The organism is Streptomyces meridianus, from assembly GCF_023703325.1.
In the GTDB taxonomy this organism is placed as follows: domain Bacteria; phylum Actinomycetota; class Actinomycetes; order Streptomycetales; family Streptomycetaceae; genus Streptomyces; species Streptomyces meridianus.
This window is the reverse complement of sequence record NZ_JAMQGM010000001.1, coordinates 274,849-297,438: the sequence shown is the minus strand read 5'-3', so window position 1 is coordinate 297,438 and position 22,590 is coordinate 274,849. Positions and strand designations below refer to the sequence as shown.

Annotated in this window: 15 protein-coding genes; 9 read left to right on the top strand and 6 right to left on the bottom strand. The window is 71.4% G+C overall.

From position 1 onward, the window contains the following. Positions 1-430: 430 nt before the first annotated feature. Positions 431-1,852: an amino acid permease gene (locus M1E25_RS01250; protein WP_372500492.1), complete on the top strand. Its 1,422-nt coding sequence runs from the start codon at positions 431-433 to the stop codon at positions 1,850-1,852. 75 nt (positions 1,853-1,927) lie between these two features. On the opposite strand, the gene M1E25_RS01245 is transcribed toward M1E25_RS01250, so the two are convergent. After that, positions 1,928-2,596, bottom strand: a complete 669-nt coding sequence (locus M1E25_RS01245) for a mycothiol-dependent nitroreductase Rv2466c family protein (RefSeq protein ID WP_251407995.1) — start codon at positions 2,594-2,596, stop codon at positions 1,928-1,930. A 150-nt stretch (positions 2,597-2,746) separates the two neighbouring features. Here M1E25_RS01245 and pepN (M1E25_RS01240) point away from each other — a divergent pair, with 150 nt between their 5' ends. Together pepN (M1E25_RS01240) and M1E25_RS01235 are read left to right on the top strand one after the other, a co-directional pair. Continuing rightward, entirely contained in the window at positions 2,747-5,344 is a 2,598-nt protein-coding gene (gene pepN, locus M1E25_RS01240; RefSeq protein ID WP_251407992.1) for an aminopeptidase N, read from the top strand. Positions 5,345-5,491: 147 nt separating this feature from the next. After that, entirely contained in the window at positions 5,492-6,562 is a 1,071-nt protein-coding gene (locus M1E25_RS01235) for a hypothetical protein (RefSeq protein WP_251407989.1), read from the top strand. A 48-nt stretch (positions 6,563-6,610) separates the two neighbouring features. Here M1E25_RS01235 and M1E25_RS01230 read toward each other — a convergent pair whose 3' ends face one another. Then, entirely contained in the window at positions 6,611-8,323 is a 1,713-nt protein-coding gene (locus M1E25_RS01230) for a TIGR03767 family metallophosphoesterase (RefSeq protein ID WP_251407985.1), read from the bottom strand. A gap of 355 nt (positions 8,324-8,678) precedes the next feature. On the opposite strand from M1E25_RS01230, the gene M1E25_RS01225 reads away from it, so the two are divergent. The 4 genes from M1E25_RS01225 to pepN (M1E25_RS01210) all read left to right on the top strand — a co-directional run bounded on the left by M1E25_RS01225 (position 8,679) and on the right by pepN (M1E25_RS01210) (position 17,491). Further along, positions 8,679-11,984 (top strand): S8 family serine peptidase, encoded by a 3,306-nt coding sequence (locus M1E25_RS01225; RefSeq protein WP_251407982.1) that lies wholly within the window; start codon positions 8,679-8,681, stop codon positions 11,982-11,984. Between the two features lie 240 nt (positions 11,985-12,224). Next, positions 12,225-13,286 (top strand): hypothetical protein, encoded by a 1,062-nt coding sequence (locus tag M1E25_RS01220; RefSeq protein WP_251407979.1) that lies wholly within the window; start codon positions 12,225-12,227, stop codon positions 13,284-13,286. 253 nt (positions 13,287-13,539) lie between these two features. After that, positions 13,540-14,568, top strand: a complete 1,029-nt coding sequence (locus M1E25_RS01215) for an aspartate-semialdehyde dehydrogenase (protein ID WP_251407975.1) — start codon at positions 13,540-13,542, stop codon at positions 14,566-14,568. Positions 14,569-14,908: 340 nt separating this feature from the next. After that, positions 14,909-17,491: an aminopeptidase N gene (gene pepN, locus M1E25_RS01210; protein WP_251407973.1), complete on the top strand. Its 2,583-nt coding sequence runs from the start codon at positions 14,909-14,911 to the stop codon at positions 17,489-17,491. 84 nt (positions 17,492-17,575) lie between these two features. On the opposite strand, the gene M1E25_RS01205 is transcribed toward pepN (M1E25_RS01210), so the two are convergent. After that, positions 17,576-18,424, bottom strand: a complete 849-nt coding sequence (locus M1E25_RS01205) for an oxidoreductase (RefSeq protein ID WP_251407969.1) — start codon at positions 18,422-18,424, stop codon at positions 17,576-17,578. Continuing rightward, entirely contained in the window at positions 18,421-19,047 is a 627-nt protein-coding gene (locus M1E25_RS01200) for a TetR/AcrR family transcriptional regulator (protein ID WP_251407966.1), read from the bottom strand. The genes M1E25_RS01205 and M1E25_RS01200 overlap by 4 nt, the downstream gene beginning before the upstream one ends. 110 nt (positions 19,048-19,157) lie before the next feature. On the opposite strand from M1E25_RS01200, the gene M1E25_RS01195 reads away from it, so the two are divergent. Continuing rightward, positions 19,158-19,391, top strand: a complete 234-nt coding sequence (locus M1E25_RS01195) for a hypothetical protein (RefSeq protein ID WP_285830216.1) — start codon at positions 19,158-19,160, stop codon at positions 19,389-19,391. A gap of 480 nt (positions 19,392-19,871) precedes the next feature. Here M1E25_RS01195 and M1E25_RS01190 read toward each other — a convergent pair whose 3' ends face one another. Together M1E25_RS01190 and M1E25_RS01185 are read right to left on the bottom strand one after the other, a co-directional pair. Continuing rightward, positions 19,872-20,144, bottom strand: a complete 273-nt coding sequence (locus M1E25_RS01190) for a hypothetical protein (RefSeq protein ID WP_251407960.1) — start codon at positions 20,142-20,144, stop codon at positions 19,872-19,874. Between the two features lie 187 nt (positions 20,145-20,331). Further along, entirely contained in the window at positions 20,332-21,750 is a 1,419-nt protein-coding gene (locus tag M1E25_RS01185; RefSeq protein ID WP_251407957.1) for an amidase, read from the bottom strand. Between the two features lie 401 nt (positions 21,751-22,151). On the opposite strand from M1E25_RS01185, the gene M1E25_RS01180 reads away from it, so the two are divergent. After that, positions 22,152-22,418, top strand: coding sequence for a hypothetical protein (locus M1E25_RS01180; RefSeq protein ID WP_251407954.1), 267 nt, complete (start codon positions 22,152-22,154; stop codon positions 22,416-22,418). Positions 22,419-22,590 lie beyond the last annotated feature (172 nt).

Here is a 22,590-nt window from a genome sequence, read left to right as displayed (position 1 = left end):
CGGCACACGCCCACCGGGCGTGAGGATTCTCACGCACCGGAAACGCTCCGCCGCCGCGCCGGAACCCTTACCGGCACGGCCCCGCCCCTCCGGCCTCCCCGCCGGGCGCGGTCGAGTGGCGAACTCGCCCGCACAGGTGGGTGATGCACCGCCCCCGGCCCCGTCGAACCGGAAGCAGCACGCTCCCGAGCAGGCACTTCCGGTCGCAAGCGGGAGGTCCGGCATCGGCAGCACCGGCCGCTGCTGCCGATGCCGTGCTTGGGACCGGGCGAACACCAGCACCCCCCGCCGAGCGTTCCTGACGAGACGTCGGGCACGCACGGTCACCGCAGTGTCCGCATCGCGAGCGTGTGGGGCTCGTCATTGTTCTGGGCGGAACCGGGCCTCACACTGAGGCTTCTTTGTGCCCGTTCTCATCCATTGGACAGAAATGCCCATCAACAGGACATCCGAGTCATCGGTGCCCACAGCCGTCGACCCGTCCGTCGAGGACGCCGGCTCCCCGCTGTCCCACGGCCTGAAGCAGCGCCATCTCTCGATGATCGCGCTCGGCGGCGTGATCGGCGCCGGACTGTTCGTCGGCTCGGGCGCCGGCATCGCGGCGGCCGGTCCGTCGATCGTCCTGGCGTACGCCGCGTCCGGGCTGCTGGTCATGCTCGTCATGCGGATGCTGGGCGAACTGTCCGCCGCGCATCCGGCCTCCGGATCGTTCTCGGTGCACACCGAGCGGGCGATCGGCCCCTGGGCCGGTTTCACCACCGGCTGGATGTTCTGGGTGCTGCTCTGCGTCGGCGTTGCCGCCGAGGCCATCGGCGCGGCCGAGATCATGACGGGTTGGCTCCCGGGTACCGAGTCCTGGATGTGGGTCGCCCTGTTCATGACCCTGTTCTGCGCCACCAACCTCGCGGCCGTCAGCAACTTCGGCGAGTTCGAGTTCTGGTTCGCGGCCCTGAAGGTCGGCGCCATCGCGCTGTTCCTGATACTGGGCGGCCTCGCGGTCTTCGGCGTTCTGCCGGGCACCGAGCCGGTGGGCACCGCCAACCTCACGGGCGAGGGCGGGTTCCTCCCCAACGGCACGAACGGCCTGGTCGTCGGCCTGTTGGCATCCGTCTTCGCCTACGGCGGTCTGGAGACCGTCACCATCGCCGCGGCAGAGTCCGAGCACCCGGTGAAGGGCGTGGCGAAGGCCGTGCGCACCGCGATGTGGCGGATCGCCGTCTTCTACGTCGGCTCCATGCTCGTCATCGTCACCCTGGTGCCGTGGGACGACAAGGCGGTCGTCGAGGACGGCCCCTACGTCGCCGCTCTCGGCCACATCGGGATCCCCGCCGCGGGCCAGCTGATGAACGTGATCGTGCTGGTCGCGCTGCTGTCGGCGATGAACGCCAACATCTACGGCTCCTCCCGCATGGCCTACTCGCTCATCGCCCGGGGCGAGGGACCGAAGTTCCTCGGCGCGGTGAGCGGCGGCGTGCCCCGTCTCGCGGTGCTGGCCTCCTCGGTCTTCGGCTTCTTCGCGGTGCTGCTGAGCTACTGGTGGCCGGACACGGTCTTCAAGTGGCTGCTGAACATGGTCGGTGCGGCGGTACTCGTCGTGTGGGGCTTCATCGCGGTGGCGCAGCTGCGGATGCGGCGGCGGCTGGAGCGCGAGGCTCCGGAGAAGCTTGTCGTCCGGATGTGGCTTTTCCCGGGTCTGACCTGGGCGGCACTGGCAGGTGTGGCCGCGATTCTGGTGCTCATGGCGGGCCAGGACGACACCCGGGTCCAGCTGTACTTCACCGGCGGGCTCGCGGCGGTGCTCGCCGGCGTCGGCCTGATACGGCAGAAGCGGGCCGGCGTCACGCGCGACTGAGCCGGACTTCTCCCACCGACGCCTGCGGGCGGGGCCACGTCATGCCGAGATGACCGGCATCGCTCCGGCCATGCCTCAGTCGAAGATCGGGCGCTCGGTCCGGGTCCGCTTGATCTCGTAGAAGCCGGGGGTGGCGGCGACCAGCAGGGTTCCGTCCCACAGCCTGGCCGCGGCCTCACCCTTCGGCGCCGGGGTGACGACCGGGCCGAAGAAGGCCACCCGCTCCCCGTCCGGTCCGGGGGTGGCGATGACGGGGGTGCCGACCTCCTGGCCGACCAGCTCGATGCCCTCGCGGTGCGACTGGCGCAGCTCCTCGTCGTACTCGGTCGAGCCCATGAAGTCCGCCAGGTCCTCCGGCAGTCCGGCGTCCTGCAGCGCGAGGATCACGGTCTCCCGGTCGCGGGGCCTGTCCTCGTTGTGGAAGCGCGTCCCGAATGCGGTGTAGAGCGGGCCGAGCACCTCGCTGCCGAACTTCTGCTCCGCCGCGATCGCGACCCGGACCGGCCCCCACGCCGTGGTCGCCAGCATCTCCCGGTACTCCTCCGGGAGTTCGTGGATCTTGGGCTCGTTGAGCACCGCCAGGCTCATCACGTGCCAGCGGACCCGCACCGGGCGCACCTTCTCGACCTCGAGCATCCAGCGCGAGGTCAGCCAGGCCCACGGGCAGACGGGGTCGAACCAGAAGTCGACGGACGTCGGCTCGTCGTCGGACGCGGCGGCGGGGGTGTTCTCGGGCGCGGTCACGGCATCTCCTCGCAGGTTCCCTGGATGCGGTCAGCCTGCACAACGCCCTGATCCTCCGGCTCATTCCCCGGCGGTGCCCGCAGGGACGCGTGACATGATGCGGGCGATCGGGATTCGAGACATGAGACGGACAAGACGAAGGAGTCGGTCGTGCCAGGCGAGAACCTGACCCGTGAGGAGGCCCGGGAACGGGCCCGGCTGCTTGCCCTGGACGCCTACGAGGTCTCCCTCGACCTGCGGTCGGCGACGGCCGCGCCGGATGAGGGCCCGCACACCTTCCGCTCGGTGGCGACCATCCGGTTCCGCTGCGCCGAGCCCGGCGCCTCGACCTTCGCCGACCTGATCGCGCCGTCGGTGACGTCCGTGACGCTCAACGGCCGGGCGCTGGACCCCGCGGCCGTCTTCGACGGATCACGGATCGCCCTGGACTCGCTGGCCGCGGAGAACGAGCTGGTGGTGGACGCCCGGTGTGCCTTCAGCCGCACCGGCGAGGGCATGCACCGGTTCGCCGACCCGGAGGACGGGGAGGTCTACCTCTACACCCAGTACGAGCCGGCCGACGCGCGCCGTGTGTTCGCGAACTTCGAACAGCCGGACCTGAAGGCGCCGTTCACGTTCTCGGTCACCGCGCCCTCCGACTGGACCGTGCTCAGCAACGGCGACCGGGACGGCAAGGCAGAGCCCGTCGACGACACGGCGTCGACGTGGCGGTTCGTGCCCACACAGCCGATCTCGACGTACATCACGACCGTCCTCGCCGGCCCATACCACTACGTTCACGACCACTACAGTCGCACCGGCGCCGACGGCGCGGCGCTCGAGATCCCGCTCGGGGCGCTCTGCCGCAAGTCGCTGGCCCGGTACTTCGACGCCGACGACATCTTCACCGTCACCCGGCAGGGCCTGGACTTCTTCCACGACAACTTCGACTACCCCTACCCGTTCGGCAAGTACGACCAGGCCTTCGTGCCCGAGTACAACCTGGGGGCGATGGAGAACCCCGGCTGCGTCACCTTCCACGAGAAGTACGTCTTCCGCGGGAAGACCACGCAGACGTCGTACGAGAACCGGGCGAACGTGATCCTGCACGAGATGGCCCACATGTGGTTCGGCGACCTCGTCACCATGGAGTGGTGGGACGACCTGTGGCTCAAGGAGTCCTTCGCCGACTTCATGGGCGCGTTCGCCCTCGTCGAGGCCACCCGGTTCAAGGACGGCTGGATCACCTTCGCCAACCAGCGCAAGTCCTGGGCCTACCGCGCCGACCAGCTGCCGTCCACGCACCCGGTCACGGCCGACATCCACGACCTCGAGGACGCCAAGCTCAACTTCGACGGCATCACCTACGCCAAGGGCGCGGCCGTGCTGAAGCAGCTCGTCGCCTACGTCGGACCGGACGCGTTCCTCGAGGGTGCGCGCCGCTACTTCAAGCGGCACGCGTACGGCAACACCCGGCTCGAGCATCTGCTGGCCGCCCTCGAGGAGACGTCGGGCCGCGACATGGCCCAGTGGTCGCGCTCCTGGCTGCAGACCGCCGGTGTCAACTCCCTGACCCCGCAGGCCACGTACAGCGCCGCGGGCCGGATCACCGAGCTGGCCGTCGTCCAGGAGGCGGACCCGTCGTACCCGCAGCTGCGGCCGCACCGGGCGGCGGTCGGGCTCTACCGGCGGGAGGAGGCCGGCGGCGCCCTCGTGCGCTACGCCCGCGCCGAGGTGGACGTCGACGGACCGCGCACGGTGGTCGGGGAACTGGCCGGTGCCGAGCGGCCGGAACTGATCCTGGTCAACGACGAGGACCTCACGTACGGCAAGGTCCGCTTCGACGAGGAGTCGCTCGCCACGCTGCGCGCGCACCTCGGCGAACTGACCGACCCGCTGGCCCGGGCGCTGTGCTGGTCGGCGCTGTGGAACCTGACCCGTGACGGGCTCATGCCCGCCCGGGACTTCCTCGCACTCGTGCTGCGGTTCGCCGGGCGCGAGAGCGGGGTCGGGGTGCTGCAGATGCTGCACGCCTGGGCCGGCACGGCCCTGCTCCACTACACCGCGCCCGAACGGCGCGAGGAGGCGGGCCAGGAACTGGCCGAGGGCGCGCTGCGCGAACTGCGGCTCGCCGAACCGGGCAGCGGCCACCAGCTCGCGTGGGCCCGGTTCTTCGCCGCGAGGGCCACCGCGGAGCCTCATCTGCAGTTGCTCCAAGGGCTGCTGGCCGGCACCGCGAAGATCGACGGCCTCGACGTCGACCAGGAGCTGCGCTGGACGTTCCTGGAGCCGCTCGCCGCGCACGGCGCCGTCGGTGCCGCCGACATCGCGGGAGAACTGGCCCGCGACGACACGGCAGCAGGCCGGCAGCACCGGATCCGCTGCCTGGCCGCCCGGCCGTCCGCCGAGATCAAGGCCGAGGCGTGGGCGAACGTGATCGAGTCCGACACGCTCTCCAACGCGCTGGTGAAGGCCACCGTCGCCGGCTTCCAGCAGCCGGGGCAGCAGGAGTTGCTCGCGCCCTACACCGAGAAGTACTTCGCCGTGCTGGAGACGGTGTGGCGGGAGCGGTCGATCGAGACCGCCCTGTCGTTGGTCCGCGGTCTGTTCCCGGTCTTCCAGGCGGACCGGCGGACCCTGGACACGGCCGGCGCGTGGCTCGACGCGCACCGGGATGCGGCTCCTGCGCTCCGCCGCATCGTCCTGGAGGCGCACGACGACCTCGCGCGTGCCCTGCGGGCCCAGGCGTGCGACGAGGCGGCCGCCTGACCAGGGCGGCTCGGGCAGCGGAGGGTCCGTGGGCGGCATTCATGATCGGTTGTCGTCCCGCGCCACTTGAGGACAGGACCGTTCTGGTTTGTCGACGAGCGTGTAACAGGCGTTAGGAGGCGGGGCCGGGGAGGGAATCGGGGGTTCATGTACCCCAACACCCCCCTCTCTCCCCGCCCTCTGAGCCATCTCGCCGATGGCGGACCCGTCCTCCTGACGCTGCGTCAACTCCGTGACCACGGGGTCTCCCCCGCCGACGCCGCCGACCGGTGTGCGCCGGGCGGCCCCTGGCGGCAGATCCTGCCCGGGGTTTTCCTGCTCCACCCGGGGCCGCCCACCAGCGAGGAGCGGCTGCACGCGGCGCTGATGTACGCGGAGCGGCCGGTCGACGCGTCCGCCGTCCGGCCGTCCCCGGTACCGGGGGTCCGGCACGGCGCCTCTTCCTTTCCGCGGCAGCCCGGCTCACCGGAGAGTTCCACGGAAGCGATGATCACCGGGCTGGCGGCGCTCAACCTGCACGGCTTCGCCTCCGCCCCGCCGCTGACGGCGATCGACCGCATCGACGTCCTGGTACCCCGGACGCGCCGGGTGCGTTCGGTCGGCCCGGTCAACGTCGTGCGCTGTCAGGTGCCGCCCCGACCGCTGGAGGTCACCGGGGTTCCCGTCGCACCCGTGACCCGCGCCCTGGCAGATGCCGTGGACGGACTCGACGACCCGGTGACGATCCGGCGTCTGCTCACCGAGGCGCTGCGCAGCGGACGCTGCGACGCCACGGCGATCGTCGGTGAACTCGGGCGGGCGCGGCTGTTGACGCGCCCGCCGGTGATGGACGCGGTGGAGTCACTGCATGCGGAGGGGCGGGCGCTGGCCGAGGGCCGGTTGTACGCCGTGGTGCGTGCGCACGGCCTGCCGGAGCCGCTGTGGAACGTCGAACTGCGGCTTCCGGACGGCCCGTCACTCGGTTGTGTGGACGCCTACTGGCCGGACCACGCGATCGCGTTGGAGATCGACGGCATGCATCGCGGCCACGAGGCCGGCGGGCCAGGGGAGTTCGCGGGAAAGCGCGAGCAGCTGGAGCAGCTCGGCCTCATGGTGGTCCGGGCCGAGCCCAGGAGGCTGCGCGACCGCCCGGACGAGCTCGCGACGGTGGTGCGTACGGCGCTGATGGCGTCGGCGGACCGGGAACCGGCGGCTCACGTCCACGTGCTGCCGTGCTGAGCGGCCGGCGCACCAGGTGGTCCTGCGGAAGACGAACGCAGACGGATGTCACCGCTGTTTCAGCAGCAGTTCCGTGTTGCGGTCGGCAGGGCCACCGGCCAGGTCGTCGCGGGCCGCGGGGTCGTTGAGGGACAGCTCCCGGTAGAGCGCGGCCAGGCCGGTCTGGGAGAGGTCCGTGACATCCGTGCGGTGCGGGGCGGCGGACTCGATGAGCGTGGTGAACAGGGACAGGGTCCCGTCCCCGTTGTCCACCAGCTCGAAGACCCGGGCCAGTTGGGGGAAGTCGATGTGCGAGGCGGTGGAGATCTCCCACAGTCCGCCGTGCGCTCTGATCTCGTTGCGGTGGCTGTGGCCGTTGATCCAGGCCAGGACGTTGCCGTGGTTCGTCAGCAGGGCGAGCAGTTCGTCCCCGGTGTGGCGTTTCTCGCCGGGGCGCGACGGGTCCGGGCGCGGGTTCTTCATGGACGTGCTCGTGTGGTGGCTGAAGACGAGGACGCGGTCGTCCCGGTGTCGGGCGAGGGCCCGTTCGAGCCAGCGCAGCTGAGCGGTGCCGACGGACCCCTGGTAGTGGCCGCCGGGGTCGGTGGTGTCGAGGCTGACGCCGATCACGCCCTCGGCGACGGGGAACGTGTAGTACATCCGGCCGTCCTCGAGGTGGTCGGCGGTGTAGCCGTGGCCGACGGGGCCGGCGCCCGTGTACCGCGGGTCGAGGTGGGCGCGCAGGTACTCGTGCGGGGTGAAGGGCGCGCGACGCGGGTCGGGGGTGACGGTGCGCATCTTCCGGGCGTTGGCGCGCAGCACCTCCTTGAACTGCTCCCCCTTCGGGTCGAGGCCCTTCTCGACGGCTCTCCACAGTGCGGCGCCCTCGGCCTCGGGGAGCGCCTCGAGCTTGCGGCCGCCGACCGCGAAGTCGGCGAAGAAGGGGTCGCCGGGGGCCCAGCATCCGCCGGGGAGGCTGTCGTGGTTGCCCACGGTCGAGTACCAGGGGACGTTCAGGCCGGGGCTGACGACAGTACGGATCGCGGCGTCCAGGTAACCGTGGATGCGGGGGAAGCCGAGCCGCTTGTCCGCGTCGCGCTGGTCGGAGTCGGCCTGCCAGTAGAGGTCGGAGCCGCCGTTCTGGACGCCTTCGTAGCGGCGGGGGTCACCGGTGTCGGGAGTGATGCGGCCACCGCTCATGACGGAGAGGTACCAGTCGAGTTCGGCCCGGGAGTTGTTGTCGGTGTTGTCGCCGGTGGTCATGACGAACGAGACCGGCTCCCCGGTGGCGGGCGCTCCGGACAGGCGGTTGACGCGCTCCACGAGGGAGACGGCGCCGGCGACGGTGAGCGCCTCCTGGGGACGCCAGGCGCTGCCGGTCTGCGGGCGCACGTACTCGTACCGCAACGGGTGCTGGACGTCGACCAGATGAAGGTCGGTGAACTGCACGAACGCGGCGAGCGTGCTGCGCCGGTCCTCCCGTCCTTCTTTCGCGGCGGCGAGTTCCTGGCGGACGACGCGGGGCCAGCCGGGCCCGTCGGTGATCCTGCGGTAGCTGCCGCTGCCGGTCGGGATCGCGACGGATTCGAGGGTCGTCCCGGCCGGTGAGGGTGCGGGGTCGGCGACGCGCAGGATGCGCCGAGGGCGGGCCGGGGCGGCGTCGGCCCGCCTGCCGCCGGGGCCGAGTGCGGCCGAGATGCCGGCGGAGACGCCGGCGGTCCCGAGGGCGGCGAGGACAGTACGACGATCGGGTCCGGAGGCGACGTGGCCGGTCCGGGACATGGGCGGTCTCCCCAGTGACGCGGTGCGGGCCGCGGGGCGTTCGTCCCCGCTCACCGGTGATGCTGGGCATTCCGGGAGAGCGACACGTGAACGGGACGGGAACCACCGGCGCCGATCAGCCCACGTGGATCATTCCGGGCGGAGACGTCATCCGGGCCTCGCCCGCCGGAGACACTGCGCTCACCTGATGTTCAACCAACGGCACTGGCGGACGCTTTCTTGGCTTTGCGCCCGTTTCGCTCCGGATGGCGGCTGGCGGAAACATGCCAGCGGACGATTACGCGCGAAGAACCCTCCCCGAACACCCTTTCCATCCATAACAGTTCGCTCATCCGGTTCCGAAGTACGAACAAGGATGACCATGTCTTCTTCCATATCTTCCGCCTCCGGGCGGAGACGCGCGGCCCGCACAGCGATGGCCGCCGGGCTGGTGGCCGCACTCGCCGCCGCCGGCCCTTCGTGGGCCCATGCCTCCGACGAGCCCGCTCCGGCAACCGGTTCGGTCAAGTCCGCCGGTGACAAGCTCGGCTCGGCGGACGCCGAGCTGCTGGCCGACGCGAAGGCCGACGGCGACAAGACCGTCACGATGATGATCGCCACCACCCCCGGCGCCACCGAGCAGGTCGCCGGCGCGCTGGACGCGGTCAAGGGCGGTTCGGTGGGCCGCACCTACGACAAGCTCGGCTACGTCCGGGCAACCGTGCCGACCGGCCGAGCCGATGCCGCCATCGCCAGGGCCGAGAAGCTGTCCTCGGTGCACGGCATCGACCTGCGCCACGAGATCAAGCTGCCGGACCCGACCCCGGCGGCCGACCGCGCCAAGGGGTCGAAGGCCGCGAGCAAGGGCTCGTACCCCGCGCCCGGCAAGGACACGCCGGCCAAGAACCCCTACCAGCCGTCCTTCGAGACCGGCGCCGTCGACTTCGTCGACGCGCACCCGCAGGCGGACGGCCGGGGTGTCACCATCGGCATCCTCGACTCGGGCGTCGATCTCGGGCACCCGGCGCTGCAGAAGACCACCACCGGCAAGCGCAAGATCGTCGACTGGGTGACCGCGACCGACCCGATCGTGGACGGCGACGGCACCTGGCGCGCGATGGTCACCCCGGTCGAGGGCTCGTCCTTCACCTACTCGGGCCGCACCTGGACCGCGCCCGAGGGCAAGTACCTGATCAACCGCTTCTCGGAGTCCGCCACCACGGGCGGCGACATGAAGGGCGACCTCAACCGGGACGGCGACACCACCGACCGCTGGGGCGTGCTGCTCGACCCGGCCGCCGGCACCGTGCGCGTCGACCTCGACGACGACGGCGACTTCGGCGACGAAGAGGCCATGAAGCCGTACAAGGACGGCTTCCAGAAGCGGTACTTCGGCAAGGACGACCCGGACACCCCGGTCGTCGAGCGGATCCCGTTCGTGGTCGAGACCCGCAAGAACGTGCCGATGGACCCGTACGGCGGCGACTGGGTCGGCAAGAAGGCCGACTTCGTCAACATCGGCGTCATCCAGTCCGAGCACGGCACCCACGTCGCGGGCATCACCGCCGCCAACTCGCTGTTCGGCGGCGAGATGAACGGCGCCGCCCCCGGCGCGAAACTCGTCTCCTCCCGGGCCTGCACCTGGAGCGGCGGCTGCACGAACGTCGCGCTCACCGAGGGCATGATCGACCTCGTCACCGAGCGGGGCGTCGACATCGTCAACATGTCGATCGGCGGCCTGCCCGCGCTCAACGACGGCAACAACGCCCGCGCAGAGCTGTACAACCGGCTCATCGACACCTACGGCGTGCAGCTCGTCATCTCCGCGGGCAACAGCGGCCCCGGCGCCAACACCATCGGCGACCCCGGCCTGGCCGACAAGGTGATCAGCGTCGGCGCGACCGTCTCCAAGGAGACGTGGGCCGCCGACTACGGCTCGGTCGTGAAGCAGAAGTACGCGATGATGCCGTTCTCGTCCCGCGGCCCGCGCGAGGACGGCGGTTTCACGCCGACCCTCTCCGCCCCCGGCGCCTCGGTCAACACCACCCAGACCTGGCTGCCCGGCGGCCCGGTCGCGGAGGCCGGCTACGACCTGCCGCCCGGCTACAGCATGCTCCAGGGCACCTCGATGGCCTCGCCGCAGGCCACCGGCGCCTCGGCGCTGCTCCTGTCAGCCGCCAAGCAGGCGCACGTCAAGCTGACGCCGATGAAGCTGCGCACCGCCCTGACCAGCACCGCGAAGCACATCAAGGGCTTCCAGGCGTACGAGCAGGGCGCGGGTCTGATCGACATCGTGAAGGCGTGGCAGGCCATCGGAAAGAAGGCCACCGCGCACGAGTACACGGTCAAGGCCCCGGTGAAGACCGCGCTGTCGGACTACCTGAAGACGCCCGGCTTCGGCACCGGCCTCTACGACCGCGAGGGTGGCCTGAAGGCCGGCGAGTCCAAGACCTACAACGTCACCGTGACCCGCACCAGCGGCCCGGACCGCCGCGTCGCGCACCGTCTGGGCTGGAAGAACAACGACGGCACCTTCAAGCTGGCGAGCAGCAAGGACGTCTCGCTGCCGCTCGACCGGCCGGTGACCGTGAAGGTCGTCGCCGAGCCGCGCAGCGGAGGCTTCCACAGCGGCATCCTGACCGTCGACGACACCCGCACCACCGGTGTGGACAAGCAGATCCTCACCAGTGTCGTCGCGGCCGACGAGACTGCGAAGCCTTCGTACTCGGTGAAGAAGTCGGGTGCGGTGCAGCGCAACGGAACCACGTCGTACTTCGTGTCCGTCCCCGAGGGCGCCAAGTCCCTCGAGGTGGCGATGGGCGGGCTGCGCACCAACAGCCAGACCCGGTTCATCGCGATCGACCCGTACGGCGTCCCGGCCGACAGCACCTCGACCCCGAACTGCTACAACAACTACGACAACCCGGCCAACACCTGCCGCCCCGACGTGCGTTCGTACTCGGACCCGCTGCCGGGCGTCTGGGAGATCGAGGTCGAGGCACGGCGCACCTCGCCGGTACTCGACAACCCGTTCACCCTGACGGCGACCGCGCTGGGCACCACGTTCGACCCGGCCGTCCTGACGGTGGACGAGGCCGAGGTGGGCACGCCGTCGGCCGTCGAGTGGAAGGTCACCAACGGTTTCGCCGCCGTCGACGGCAAGCTCGCGGGCGGTCCGCTCGGCTCGGCGAAGAACGCCCGCCCGACGATCGCGGACGGCGAGTCGCAGGAGACGCAGCTGGTGGTCGGCGATGGCGTCTCGCGCCTCGACGTGGCCATCGGCTCGACCACGGACGCCGGCGCGGACCTCGACCTCAGCGTCTCGCTGAACGGCAAGGTCGTCGGTTCGTCCGCGGACGGCGACTCGGAGGAGTCGGTCAGCCTGAAGAACCCGGCGGCGGGCACGTACACCATCACGGTCGACGGCTACTCGGTGCCCGCGGGCACGACCGAGTACGACTACCGGGACGTGTACTTCTCCCCCTCGCTGGGTGAGGTGAAGGTGGACGGGTCCCGCAAGGTGGAGCTGGCGAACGGCGCGTCCGTCCAGGTCCCGGCCCAGGTCGTGGTCGGCAGCACCGCCCCCGAGGGCCGCGTCTTCTTCGGCGAGGTCAAACTGCTGAACGCCCGTGGCACGGTGACGGGCGTCGGCAAGGTCGAGGTCGAGAAGGTCGTCGAGTAGCACCGGGCACACCGGGAGCGGGCCGTGCGGTCCGCTCCCTCCCGGGACACAGCACAGGAAGACCGCTGCCCGGCTCCCTCAAGGGGGCCGGGCAGCGGCGCGTTCCGGGCGGTGCCGCCTCCCGGCGGACCGTCGCGCCGGTCCGGGAGACGGCCGGGCGCGTACAACCTTTCGATGCCGAGGGGAGTCGCAGTGATCAGCACCGTCCCTTCAGTCAAACGGAGTATCACCATCATCCCCATGCACAAGGGTGTGGCCGCTGCCGGCTGCGCCGTCTTCATCGCCGTCTCCCTGGCCGGCTGCGGCACCGAGCAGATCAGCGCCGGCACCAAGGTCGAGCAGGCTTTCGACCGGCTCGACCGGCAGAAGGCCGTCACGATGACGTTCGGCTTCGACGGCACCGAACAGCAGGTCTGGACCGCGATGAAGGGCCGGAAGGACTTCACCCGCGACGACGCGAAGATGCTCGCCGGCCTCGACGTCTCGGTGTCCACGAGCTCGGCCGGGCCGCTGAAGGACAAGAAGAAGGACCGGTCGGTCGCCCTGCGCGTCTCGCAGGGCAAGGGCAAGGACCTGCTGGAGGTCCGCCGACTGGGCGGCCGGAAGCAGCTGTTCATGCGGGCCGACATCGAGCGGCTGATGGCCCTCACGGCCGACAACGGCGACGCCGAGTCCAAGGCCGCCATGAAGGAGTTCGGTGCCTTCGTCGACGCCGCCGGGGACTTGCCGTCGAACTACCGCTCGGTCAAGGACGCCCTCACCGGCAAGTGGGTCTCGATCGACCCGCAGGCCTTCGAGGAGTTCTCGAAGAACATGGGCCCCGGCTCCGGCGGGAAGTCCCCGCTCCCGGACATGAAGGGCCTCAGCGCCAAGGAGCAGCGGAAGATCTCCGACGCACTCGGCAGGACGATCCGCCGCAACGCCCGGTTCACCGACAAGGGCACCAGGAACGGCGTCGACCACGTCACCGTCACGCTCCCGACGCAGAAGACCGCCGACGCCGTGATCAAGGCGTTCGAGCCGGTGGAGTCCCGGCTGCCGGACGGCGTCGAGCTCGCGAGCCTCAAGGACATCCCCGCCAAGAAGCTCGACCTGGACGTGGCGATCAAGGACGGAGCGGTCGCCGGGATCACGATCGACATCGCCCAGCTCGACCGGAAGACCCAGGGCAGGCTCCCCCTGTCCGTCCGCTTCGCCCCCGACGCAGGCCCCGTCAAGGCCCCGGCGGGCGCCTCGGCGCTCGACCCGCAGGACGTCATGGGCGCGGCGATGCAGTTCATGATGGGCCGGATGAACGCCTGACCGGCTTCCCGACGGACCGGCCTGCACGGCCGGTGGGCCCGCCCGCTGCTGTTTGGGCGGGCCCGCCGTCGTTCCCCCCGCCGGTCGGGCCCGGGCAGTCCCGGCACCGCCCGGTCACGCCGGAGAGTGCCGGGATGTTCACCGTGTGCCGCAGAAGCCGCCGAGCGTGGCCGGGCCCACAGGCATGGTTCCTGCGGACCTGAGAAGGTGAGGGATGTCGAACCACGAGGTCGGAGACGGAGCAGGTGTCCCCATGAAGATCGGAATCGTCGGAGCCACGGGCCAGGTCGGTGGCGTGATGAGCAGGATTCTCGCCGAGCGGGTGTTCCCCGTCGAGCAGCTGCGGCTGTTCGCCTCGGCGCGGTCCGCGGGGCGGACCCTGCCCTGGCAGGGAAGCGAGATCACGGTGGAGGACGCCGCGACCGCCGATTACTCCGGGCTGGACATCGTGCTGTTCTCCGCCGGCGGCGCGACGGCGCGCGAGCTGGCTCCCCGGGTCGCGGCACAGGGCCCGGTCGTGATCGACAACTCGTCCGCGTTCCGGCGCGACCCCGAGGTGCCGCTGGTCGTCTCCGAGGTGAACCCGCACGCCGTCGCCGACCGGCCCAAGGGCATCATCGCCAACCCGAACTGCACGACGATGGCCGCCATGCCGGTGCTGCGGCCGCTGCACGCCGAGGCCGGTCTGACCGGCGTCGTCGTCTCCACCTACCAGGCGGTGTCCGGTAGTGGCCTGGGCGGCGTCTCGGAACTGGACGAACAGGTGCGCAAGGTCGTCGCGCAGGACGCCACCCGGCTCACCCACGACGGTTCGTCCGTGGAGTTCCCCGAGCCGGAGAAGTACGCTCGCCCGATCGCGTTCAACGTGCTGCCGATGGCCGGTTCGATCGTGGACGACGGCTCGGAGGAGACGGACGAGGAGCAGAAGCTCCGCCACGAGAGCCGCAAGATCCTCGAGATCCCGGACCTCAGGGTCTCCGGCACCTGCGTGCGCGTCCCGGTCTTCACCGGACACTCGCTGCAGATCAACGCGCGCTTCGACCGACCGATCACCCCGCAGCGGGCCCGCGAGGTGCTCGGCGGCGCGCCGGGGGTGGCCGTGTCCGCCATTCCGACTCCGCTCCAGGCCGCGGGCAACGACCCGACGTACGTGGGCCGGATCCGCGCCGACGAGACCGTGGAGAACGGGCTCGCCCTGTTCTGTTCGGGCGACAACCTGCGCAAGGGTGCCGCGCTGAACGCGGTGCAGATCGCGGAGTTGGTGGCCGCCGAGCTCGGCTGAGCCAGGGACGTTCCGAACGGAGGGCGGCGGTCGCGGACCGTCGCCCTCCGCGTTCGCCGGCTACGGATCAAAGGCCCGGGTGACGGCGGAGCGCCGCGCCGATCCGGACCTTCGTCGGCCCCGGTACCGTCCGATGCGGTGCAAAGAGCGCGGAGGCCACCGAACGCACGTGCTCGCACTGCGCCTTGGAGTCCTTGACCAGTCCACTCCCAGCGGTCCGCAACAACACCTCGACCCGCCAACCCGTGCTACCGCACGTGCCACCACCGGCAATCCTCCTGCTGCCGAAGGCCCACCGTGGAAGGATGGCCGGAAAGCGTCCGAACAAGGAGATGACCAGGTGCCTGGCGAGAACCTCACCCGTGAGGAGGCGCAGCAGCGGGCGCGCCTGCTGCACGTCGACACGTACGACATCGATCTCGACCTGACCGGGGCCCCGGACGGGGGCGTGTTCCGGTCGGTGACCACCGTGCGGTTCGACTCCGCCGAGGCGGGTGCGGGCACCTTCGTCGACCTGGTGGCACCCACGGTGCACGAGGTGGTGCTCAACGGCGCCGCCCTGGACCCGTCCGAGGTGTTCGCCGACAGCCGGATCGCGCTGACCGGCCTGCAGGCCGGGAGCAACGAGCTGAAGGTCGTCGCCGACTGCGCCTACACCAACACCGGCGAGGGCCTGCACCGGTTCGTCGACCCGGTGGACGACCAGGTGTACCTCTACACGCAGTTCGAGGTGCCGGACGCGCGGCGGGTCTACGCCTGCTTCGAACAGCCCGACCTCAAGGCGTCGTTCCGGTTCACCGTGACCGCTCCGCACGGCTGGAGCGTCGTGTCCAACGCGATGACGCCGGGCGAACCGGACGACAACATCTGGCGGTTCGAGCCGACTCCGCGGATCTCCACGTACATCACGGCGCTGATCGCCGGCCCGTACTACAAGGTGTTCAGCACCTGGGAGGGCCACGGGCGCAGCGTGCCGCTCGGCATCTACTGCCGCCCGTCGCTGGCCGAGTTCCTGGACGCCGACGCGCTCTTCGACGTGACGCGGCTGGGCTTCGACTGGTTCGAGGAGAAGTTCGACTTCCCGTACCCGTTCTCCAAGTACGACCAGCTCTTCGTGCCCGAGTTCAACGCGGGCGCCATGGAGAACGCCGGCGCGGTGACCATCCGCGACCAGTACGTCTTCCGGTCCAAGGTGACGGACGCGGCGTACGAGACGCGCGCCGAGACCGTCCTCCACGAGCTGGCCCACATGTGGTTCGGCGACCTGGTGACGATGGAGTGGTGGAACGACCTGTGGCTGAACGAGTCGTTCGCCACCTACACGTCCATCGCCTGCCTCGCGCACGCTCCCGGCAGCCGGTGGCCGCACGCGTGGACCACGTTCGCCAACTCCATGAAGACGTGGGCCTACCGGCAGGACCAGCTGCCGTCCACACACCCGATCATGGCGGAGATCAACGACCTGGACGACGTCCTGGTCAACTTCGACGGCATCACGTACGCCAAGGGCGCTTCGGTGCTCAAGCAGCTCGTGGCGTACGTCGGCATGGACGAGTTCTTCAGCGGCGTGCAGGCGTACTTCAAGCGGCACGCATTCGGCAACACCCGGCTGACCGACCTGCTGGGCGCGCTGGAGGAGACCTCCGGGCGCGACCTGAAGACCTGGTCCAAGGCATGGCTGGAGACCGCGGGCATCAACGTCCTGCGGCCCGAGATCACCACCGACGACAACGGCGCCATCACGTACTTCGCCGTGCGCCAGGAGGCTCCGGCGCTGCCGGCCGGGGCGAAGGGCGAGCCGACGCTGCGTCCGCACCGGATCGCGATCGGCCTGTACGAGCGGGCGGGCGGCAAGCTGGTGCGCACCGACCGGATCGAGCTCGACGTCGACGGCGGGCTGACCGAGGTTCCGGAGCTGACCGGCCGGCAGCGGCCCGCGGTGGTGCTGCTCAACGACGACGACCTGTCGTACGCCAAGGTCCGGCTCGACGAGGAGTCGCTGGCGACCGTCACGCAGCACCTGGGCGACTTCACCGAGTCGCTGCCGCGGGCGCTGTGCTGGGCGTCGGCCTGGGACATGACCCGGGACGGCGAACTGGCGACCCGCGACTACCTGGACCTGGTGTTGTCGGGCATCGGCAAGGAGTCCGACATCGGCGTCGTGCAGTCGCTGCACCGCCAGGTGAAGCTGGCCCTCGAGCTGTACGCGGACCCGGGATGGCGCGAGACCGGGCTCGCCCGGTGGACGGACGCGGCCCTGGAGTACCTGCGGGCCGCCGAGCCGGGCAGTGACCACCAGCTGGCCTGGGCCCGGGCGTTCGCCGCCTCGGCCCGTGAGGAGGACCAGCTCGCCCTGCTCTCCGGGCTGCTGAACGGCACCGCCGTGATCGAGGGCCTGTCCGTCGACACCGAGCTGCGCTGGGGTCTGCTCCAGCGGCTCGCCGCGACCGGGCGGGCGGACGACGACGACATCGAGGCGGAGCTGGAGCGCGACCGGACCTCGGCGGGCGAGCGGCACGCGGCGACGGCCCGCGCGGCCCGTCCGACGGCGGAGGCGAAGGCGGATGCTTGGGCGTCGGTCGTGGAGTCCGACAAGTTCCCCAACGCCGTGCAGGAGGCGGTCATCAGCGGGTTCGTCCAGACCGACCAGCGTGAGCTGCTGGCGCCCTACACGGCGAAGTACTTCGACGCGCTGAAGTCCGTGTGGGAGGCGCGCAGCCACGAGATGGCGCAGCAGATCGCGATCGGTCTGTACCCGTCGCTGCAGGTGTCGCAGGAGACGCTGGACGCGACGGACGCCTGGCTGGCCGAGGCCGGGCCGTCGGCCGCGCTGCGGCGGCTGGTCAACGAGTCGCGTTCGGGCGTCGAGCGGGCGCTGCGGGCCCAGGCCGCCGACGCGGCGGCTGCGGGCGGCAGCGCCTGACGGCGGCGGTTGCCGGCCGGGCCCCGTCCACCCGTTGGTTGGTGGACGGGGCCCGGCCGTGTGCGGGACGGGCGCCGCCGCGGTTCAGGAGGCGCCGCGGAACTGCAGCTTCAGGAGGGCGTCGAAGGCACGGTCCCCGAACAGCCTCCGGGTGTGCACCAGGACCTTGGCGGCGGGGGTGACGACGTAGCGCGGACGGGGCCGGACGGACAGGGCCGCGCGCTCGATCACCCGGGCGACGGCCTCGGGGCGAGCTGCCAGCAGGGGCGAGGCGTAGGCCCCGGCGATCTGACGTTCGACGACGGTGTTGAGGGTGGCGTACGGCCCGGAGGGGGCGGCGGAGCCGGCGAGGGAGGTCGTCGCGGCGGAGCCGAACCGGGTCCGGATCAGTCCGGGTTCGATGAGGCTGACCTTGATCCCGAACGGCGCGGCCTCGAAGCGCAGGGCGTCGCTGAGCGCCTCCACCGCGTACTTGCTCGCGTGGTAGTAACCGCCGGCCGGGAAGGTGAAGCGGCCGCCCATGGAACCGATGTTGACGATGCGGCCGCGTCCGGCGGCGCGCATGCCGGGAAGCACCAGCTGGGTCATCCGGGAGAGGCCGAACACGTTGGTTTCGAACTGCCGCCGCACGGCGTCGAGATCGGCCTCCTCGACGGTGCCGTACGCGCCGTAGCCTGCGTTGTTGACGAGGACGCCGACGGCGCCGTGCTCGGCCTCGACCGCTTCCACGGCGGCGCGCATGGACTTCTCGTCGGTGACGTCCAGGGCGAGGGTCCGGGCGCCGGTCCCGGCGAGGTCCGCTATGTCCTCCGGCCGGCGGGCAGTGGCGTACACCGTGAGGCCGGGGCGGGCGGCGAGCCGCTGGACGGCGGCGCGGCCGATGCCGGAGGAAGTGCCGGTGACGAGGACGGCTGTGGTGGGGGCTGCGGTCACGTCTGCTCCTGGGAGGGGGTCTTGGAGGTGGTCCGGGGTCCGGGGCCCTGCCGGCGTCGGGGGTCCTGCTGGTGGGCGAGGCCCGCGACGAGCAGTGCGACGCCCTGGCGCAGACGCCTGAGCGGAGCCTCGGGGTCGGACAGATCGGCCTCGATGCCGCGGGCGAGGGCGAGCAGGACCTCGGCGAACTCGGATGCGTCCGGGCGCGGGACGGTGCCGTCCATCACCTCGACGAGCAGGGCACGCATGGCGTCGTTGTAGTCGCCGATCAGGTCCTCGGACAGCCGCGCGTCCTCACCGAGCAGTTCGGCGGCATGCGCCGGGCTGTCCCGCCACAGGTCCCGGGCCAGGGCGATCTTCGACTCGAGGACGGCCGCCAGCCGGTCGTCCAGCGGGCCGTCGTCGCCCGCGGCGGTGCGGGCCTCGGCGAGGGCACGGTCCAGCAGGTGCTGCGCGAGGCGGCGGAAGGCGTCCTGCTTGTTGCGGACGTACTGGTAGACGGCCGGGCGGGACATGCCTGCCGCACGGGCGATGTCGTCCATGGTCGTGCGCCGCACGCCGTGCCGGGTGAAGCACGTGTACGCCGCGTTCAGGATCTTCTCGATCCGCTCACCCTCCGTCATGCTGACAATATGAGTATGAAACGTCAGAATGTCAAGCGAGGCCGTGCGCCGACCGCACCCCGGCCGCGCAGGCCGCCGAGGGGTTCGCTAGGTTGAGTGGCGTGAGCAACCTGGACAAGAAGAATGCGCTGCGCGCCGGAACCGTGTCCGCCGGCACGGTCCTGATGATGCTGATGTCGAACCCCGCGTTCGCGACCTACCGCGACGACGGCGACGACCCGGGCACGGGCCTGAGCGTCGCCGAGACGCTCGGCCTCTTCGTCATCACACCTGTCGTTGCGTTCCTCGTGATCGCCGCGCTCGTGGTGGTGGGCGAGAAGGCCGCCAAGAAGAAGCACGGCTGACGCCACCCCCCCCACAGGCGTCGAGGCGCCCGGACTCGTTGAGCTGCCGGGCGCCTTCGCCATGCGCGGGGCCGATGCCCACGCCGTGGCCGGCCCCGGCGCGCCGGTCCGGCCCTGCGGACTCGAGGTTCTGCCGCACCGGCGTACTCAGCGGCTGCGGCGGGCCCCCACGTCGCCGGACCCGGCTGCTTCACGGGCCGGACCCGGCCGCTTAACGGCCGTCCCCGCCCGGTCCTTCCGGTCCGGGCATGGGAACGGCCGGCCGGAGGGGCCGGCCGGCCGGGATCACTGAGGTGTCGGGGAGCGGCTCGCGGCTGACGCCGCGCGGATGACGGGTCGGGCGGCACTCACGCGGGGCCGAGGTGCCGGGACTCCGGCTCGGCGGGAACGGGAAACGCGTTCCCGGGCGGCTCGGCCGTGTGGTCGGGGGACGTCGCCTGCCGTGGCGGCGCCGTTGCGGTGCGAGGCCGCGCCCGCCCGTCAGACCTCGGTGGACTCCGTCCCCGCACCGGTCCCGGTGGCAGTCGGCTCGCTCGTCAGGGGGGCCTCGGTGCCCAGCGGCGGCTCGCTCGTCAGCGGAGCGGCGTCCGCGAGCGGCGGCTCGCTGGTCAGCGGCGGTTCGGCGTAGTCGCCGGAGCTCGATCCGTCCAGACCGCTGTCCGGGTCGGACAGGCCGTCGAGGTCGAGCGGATTGAAATCGTCGGTATCGCAGGGGTCGTCGGGTTTGGAAAGCAGCGGCGCGCTGGCGGGCATGGCTTCCTCCTTGTGCGGACGGGAGTGGGTCACAGCAGCCCTACCCAACGATGGCGACAGCAGGCGTGTTGGCACGACGATCGTGGCGCACCTCACACTAGGGCCACCCGGGCGATTCGACTGCTGGGCGCGTCGTACAGCGTAGACCGTTGCGGCGAAACGGGTCACGAACGGGTGTTCTTACGACCTAACCGGCGATCGGCAGTATGCGCCCCCGCCACGGTGCCGCCTCCTCCAGCTGTGCCGCAAGCGCGAGCAGTGGTCCGTCCGCACCGTGGGACGCGCCCAACATCATCCCCACGGGCAGGCCGCCGCCCGTCCAGCCCAGCGGCAGCGACACCGCCGGGAGGCCCGCCATGTTCCAGGGGCCGGTGAACGGGGTGAAGGCGACCTGCGCCGCGAAGTCGGCCGCCGGATCCGCGTCGTCGCGCAGCGCTCCGACGGGCTGCGGAAGCCGGGCGAGAGTCGGCGTGAGCACCACGTCACACGACGCCACGGCCACGGCGATCCGGCGGCCCACCACCTGCATCGCCGCCAGCGCCTGCGTGTAGGCAGCGCCGCTCGTGCCCCGCCCCAGCTCCCGCAGCCAGCGGGTGAGCGGCAGCAGGTCGTCCTCCTTCTCCGGTGGCACCGGTGCGGAGCCGGCGAGCACCGCCCAGACCGGCATGAACGCGTCCCGGTCACCGGGGCGCAGGGGCTGCGGCACGTCGACCACCTCGTGCCCGAGGGCCGCCAGCAGGGCGGACGTCTCCTCGTACGCGGCGAGCACCTCGGGGTCGACGGTCACGCCCTCGACGTCCGGCCGGGACCAGCGGCCGATGCGCAAACGGGCCGGCGGCCGGTCGCACCACTGGAGGAAGGAGGTCTCCGGGACAGGCACCTGCCAGGGGTCCCCGGGCACGGGCACCGCCATGACGTCGAGCAGGGCTGCGGCGTCGCGGACGGTGCGGGTCAGGGGACCCGCGGTGACGAGCCCGCTGACGTCCCCGTGCGGGGCGGGGCTCACCCGGCCCCGGCTCGGCTTGAAACCGACCAGGCCGCAGGCGCTCGCCGGAATCCGGATCGAACCGCCGCCGTCACTGCCCTGGGCTGCGGGCGCCAGCCCGGCGGCCACGGCGGCCGCAGCGCCACCGCTCGAGCCCCCGGCGCCGCGGGTCAGGTCGAACGGGGTGCGGGCGGGCGGGGCGATGCGGCTCTCGGTGTATGCGGGCAGGCCGAACTCGGGCGTGTTCGTCTTGCCGAGCATCACGGTGCCCGCGTCGCGGAGCAGGGAGACGAGGTGGGGCTCGTCCTGCGGCTCGGCGACCGTGTCGGCGAACGCGGCGGATCCGAAGGTGCAGCGGACACCGGCCACCGGGGTCAGGTCCTTGACCGGCAGCGGCACGCCGAGGAGCGGCGGCAGCGCTCCGGGGCCGGTCAGCAGGCGCTCGGCGCGGCGTGCCTCGTCCAGGGCGCGGTCGGCGGTGACGGTCAGGTAGGCGCCGACCTGTGCGTCGTACGTCTCGATGCGGCGCAGGTAGTGCTCGGCCAGCTCCACGGGGCTCAGATCCCCGGACCGGATGGCGGCGGCCTGCTCGAGCATCGTCAGCTCGTGGGGGTGGGACATGGCGTCAGGGTACGGCTGCGTGCCGGGCGGGCGTGGGGTGTTGGGGACGGGGTCAGGTGCCGGGGTCGGGCGCCGGGGTCGGGCGCCGGGGTCGGGCGCCGGGACGGGACACCTCCTCTGGGGGCTGCATGATTTACGGGCCGGGCTCGAGGGGTCGCCAGGCCGAACCTCGACGGACGGCCCACAAATCACGTTTTACGCCCCCCTGCCGGAGCCGTCCCGTCCCGTCCCCCTCCGGTCGCAGCCGGGTCGGCCGTGGGGGCGTGCACAGCGCTGGGGGTCGCGTTGATGGCGCGGGCCGGGAGAGCCGTCCCGTCCCGGCCCCCTCCGGGCCTGCTCGGGCCGGCCGCCGTCCGGCCCCACCCAGGTCGACCGCCGAGAACACGCGGAATCATGGGCGTATGAAGCCTCTTGACGCGCAGGACAGCCTCCGGCACCTGTTGAACGAGTGGGACCCCATCGGTGTCGCGGACGTCGTTCGGGACGAGTACGACTGCATGATCGGTCCTCTTCTCGGCCGCCTGGCACGCGGGGCGGGGAGGGCGGAGATCAGTGAGTTCCTGTGGTTCGAATTGGAAGACCACTTCGGCCTGGATCCAGCTTCCAGGGGGGTGGACAGCATGGCGAACCGGCTTGTCTTCTGGTGGGCGTCGGCTGTCCCGTCGTAGGGGCGCGGAGAGGGCCTGGCCCGGGTGCCGGTGGTGAGGGCGCGCCTCGCGGCGGGGGTTGGTTTGACACGGCATCGGGCGGGTGGTGGGCTCAGGGCGCATTCGACACCGAGAGCAGGGGGAAATGCCGTGCAGACATGGGGGGTTCGGGCATCGGGCTGCGCGAGAGCCC

What these genes read in the sequence shown, in the direction of transcription:
- M1E25_RS01250 (WP_372500492.1), top strand. Translation starts at nt 431, where the DNA reads ATGCCCATCAACAGGACATCCGAGTCATCGGTGCCCACAGCCGTCGAC.
- M1E25_RS01235 (WP_251407989.1), top strand. Translation starts at nt 5,492, where the DNA reads ATGTACCCCAACACCCCCCTCTCTCCCCGCCCTCTGAGCCATCTCGCC.
- M1E25_RS01230 (WP_251407985.1), bottom strand. Translation starts at nt 8,323, where the DNA reads ATGTCCCGGACCGGCCACGTCGCCTCCGGACCCGATCGTCGTACTGTC.
- M1E25_RS01225 (WP_251407982.1), top strand. Translation starts at nt 8,679, where the DNA reads ATGACCATGTCTTCTTCCATATCTTCCGCCTCCGGGCGGAGACGCGCG.
- M1E25_RS01220 (WP_251407979.1), top strand. Translation starts at nt 12,225, where the DNA reads ATGCACAAGGGTGTGGCCGCTGCCGGCTGCGCCGTCTTCATCGCCGTC.
- M1E25_RS01215 (WP_251407975.1), top strand. Translation starts at nt 13,540, where the DNA reads ATGAAGATCGGAATCGTCGGAGCCACGGGCCAGGTCGGTGGCGTGATG.
- M1E25_RS01200 (WP_251407966.1), bottom strand. Translation starts at nt 19,047, where the DNA reads ATGACGGAGGGTGAGCGGATCGAGAAGATCCTGAACGCGGCGTACACG.
- M1E25_RS01190 (WP_251407960.1), bottom strand. Translation starts at nt 20,144, where the DNA reads ATGCCCGCCAGCGCGCCGCTGCTTTCCAAACCCGACGACCCCTGCGAT.
- M1E25_RS01185 (WP_251407957.1), bottom strand. Translation starts at nt 21,750, where the DNA reads ATGTCCCACCCCCACGAGCTGACGATGCTCGAGCAGGCCGCCGCCATC.
- M1E25_RS01180 (WP_251407954.1), top strand. Translation starts at nt 22,152, where the DNA reads ATGAAGCCTCTTGACGCGCAGGACAGCCTCCGGCACCTGTTGAACGAG.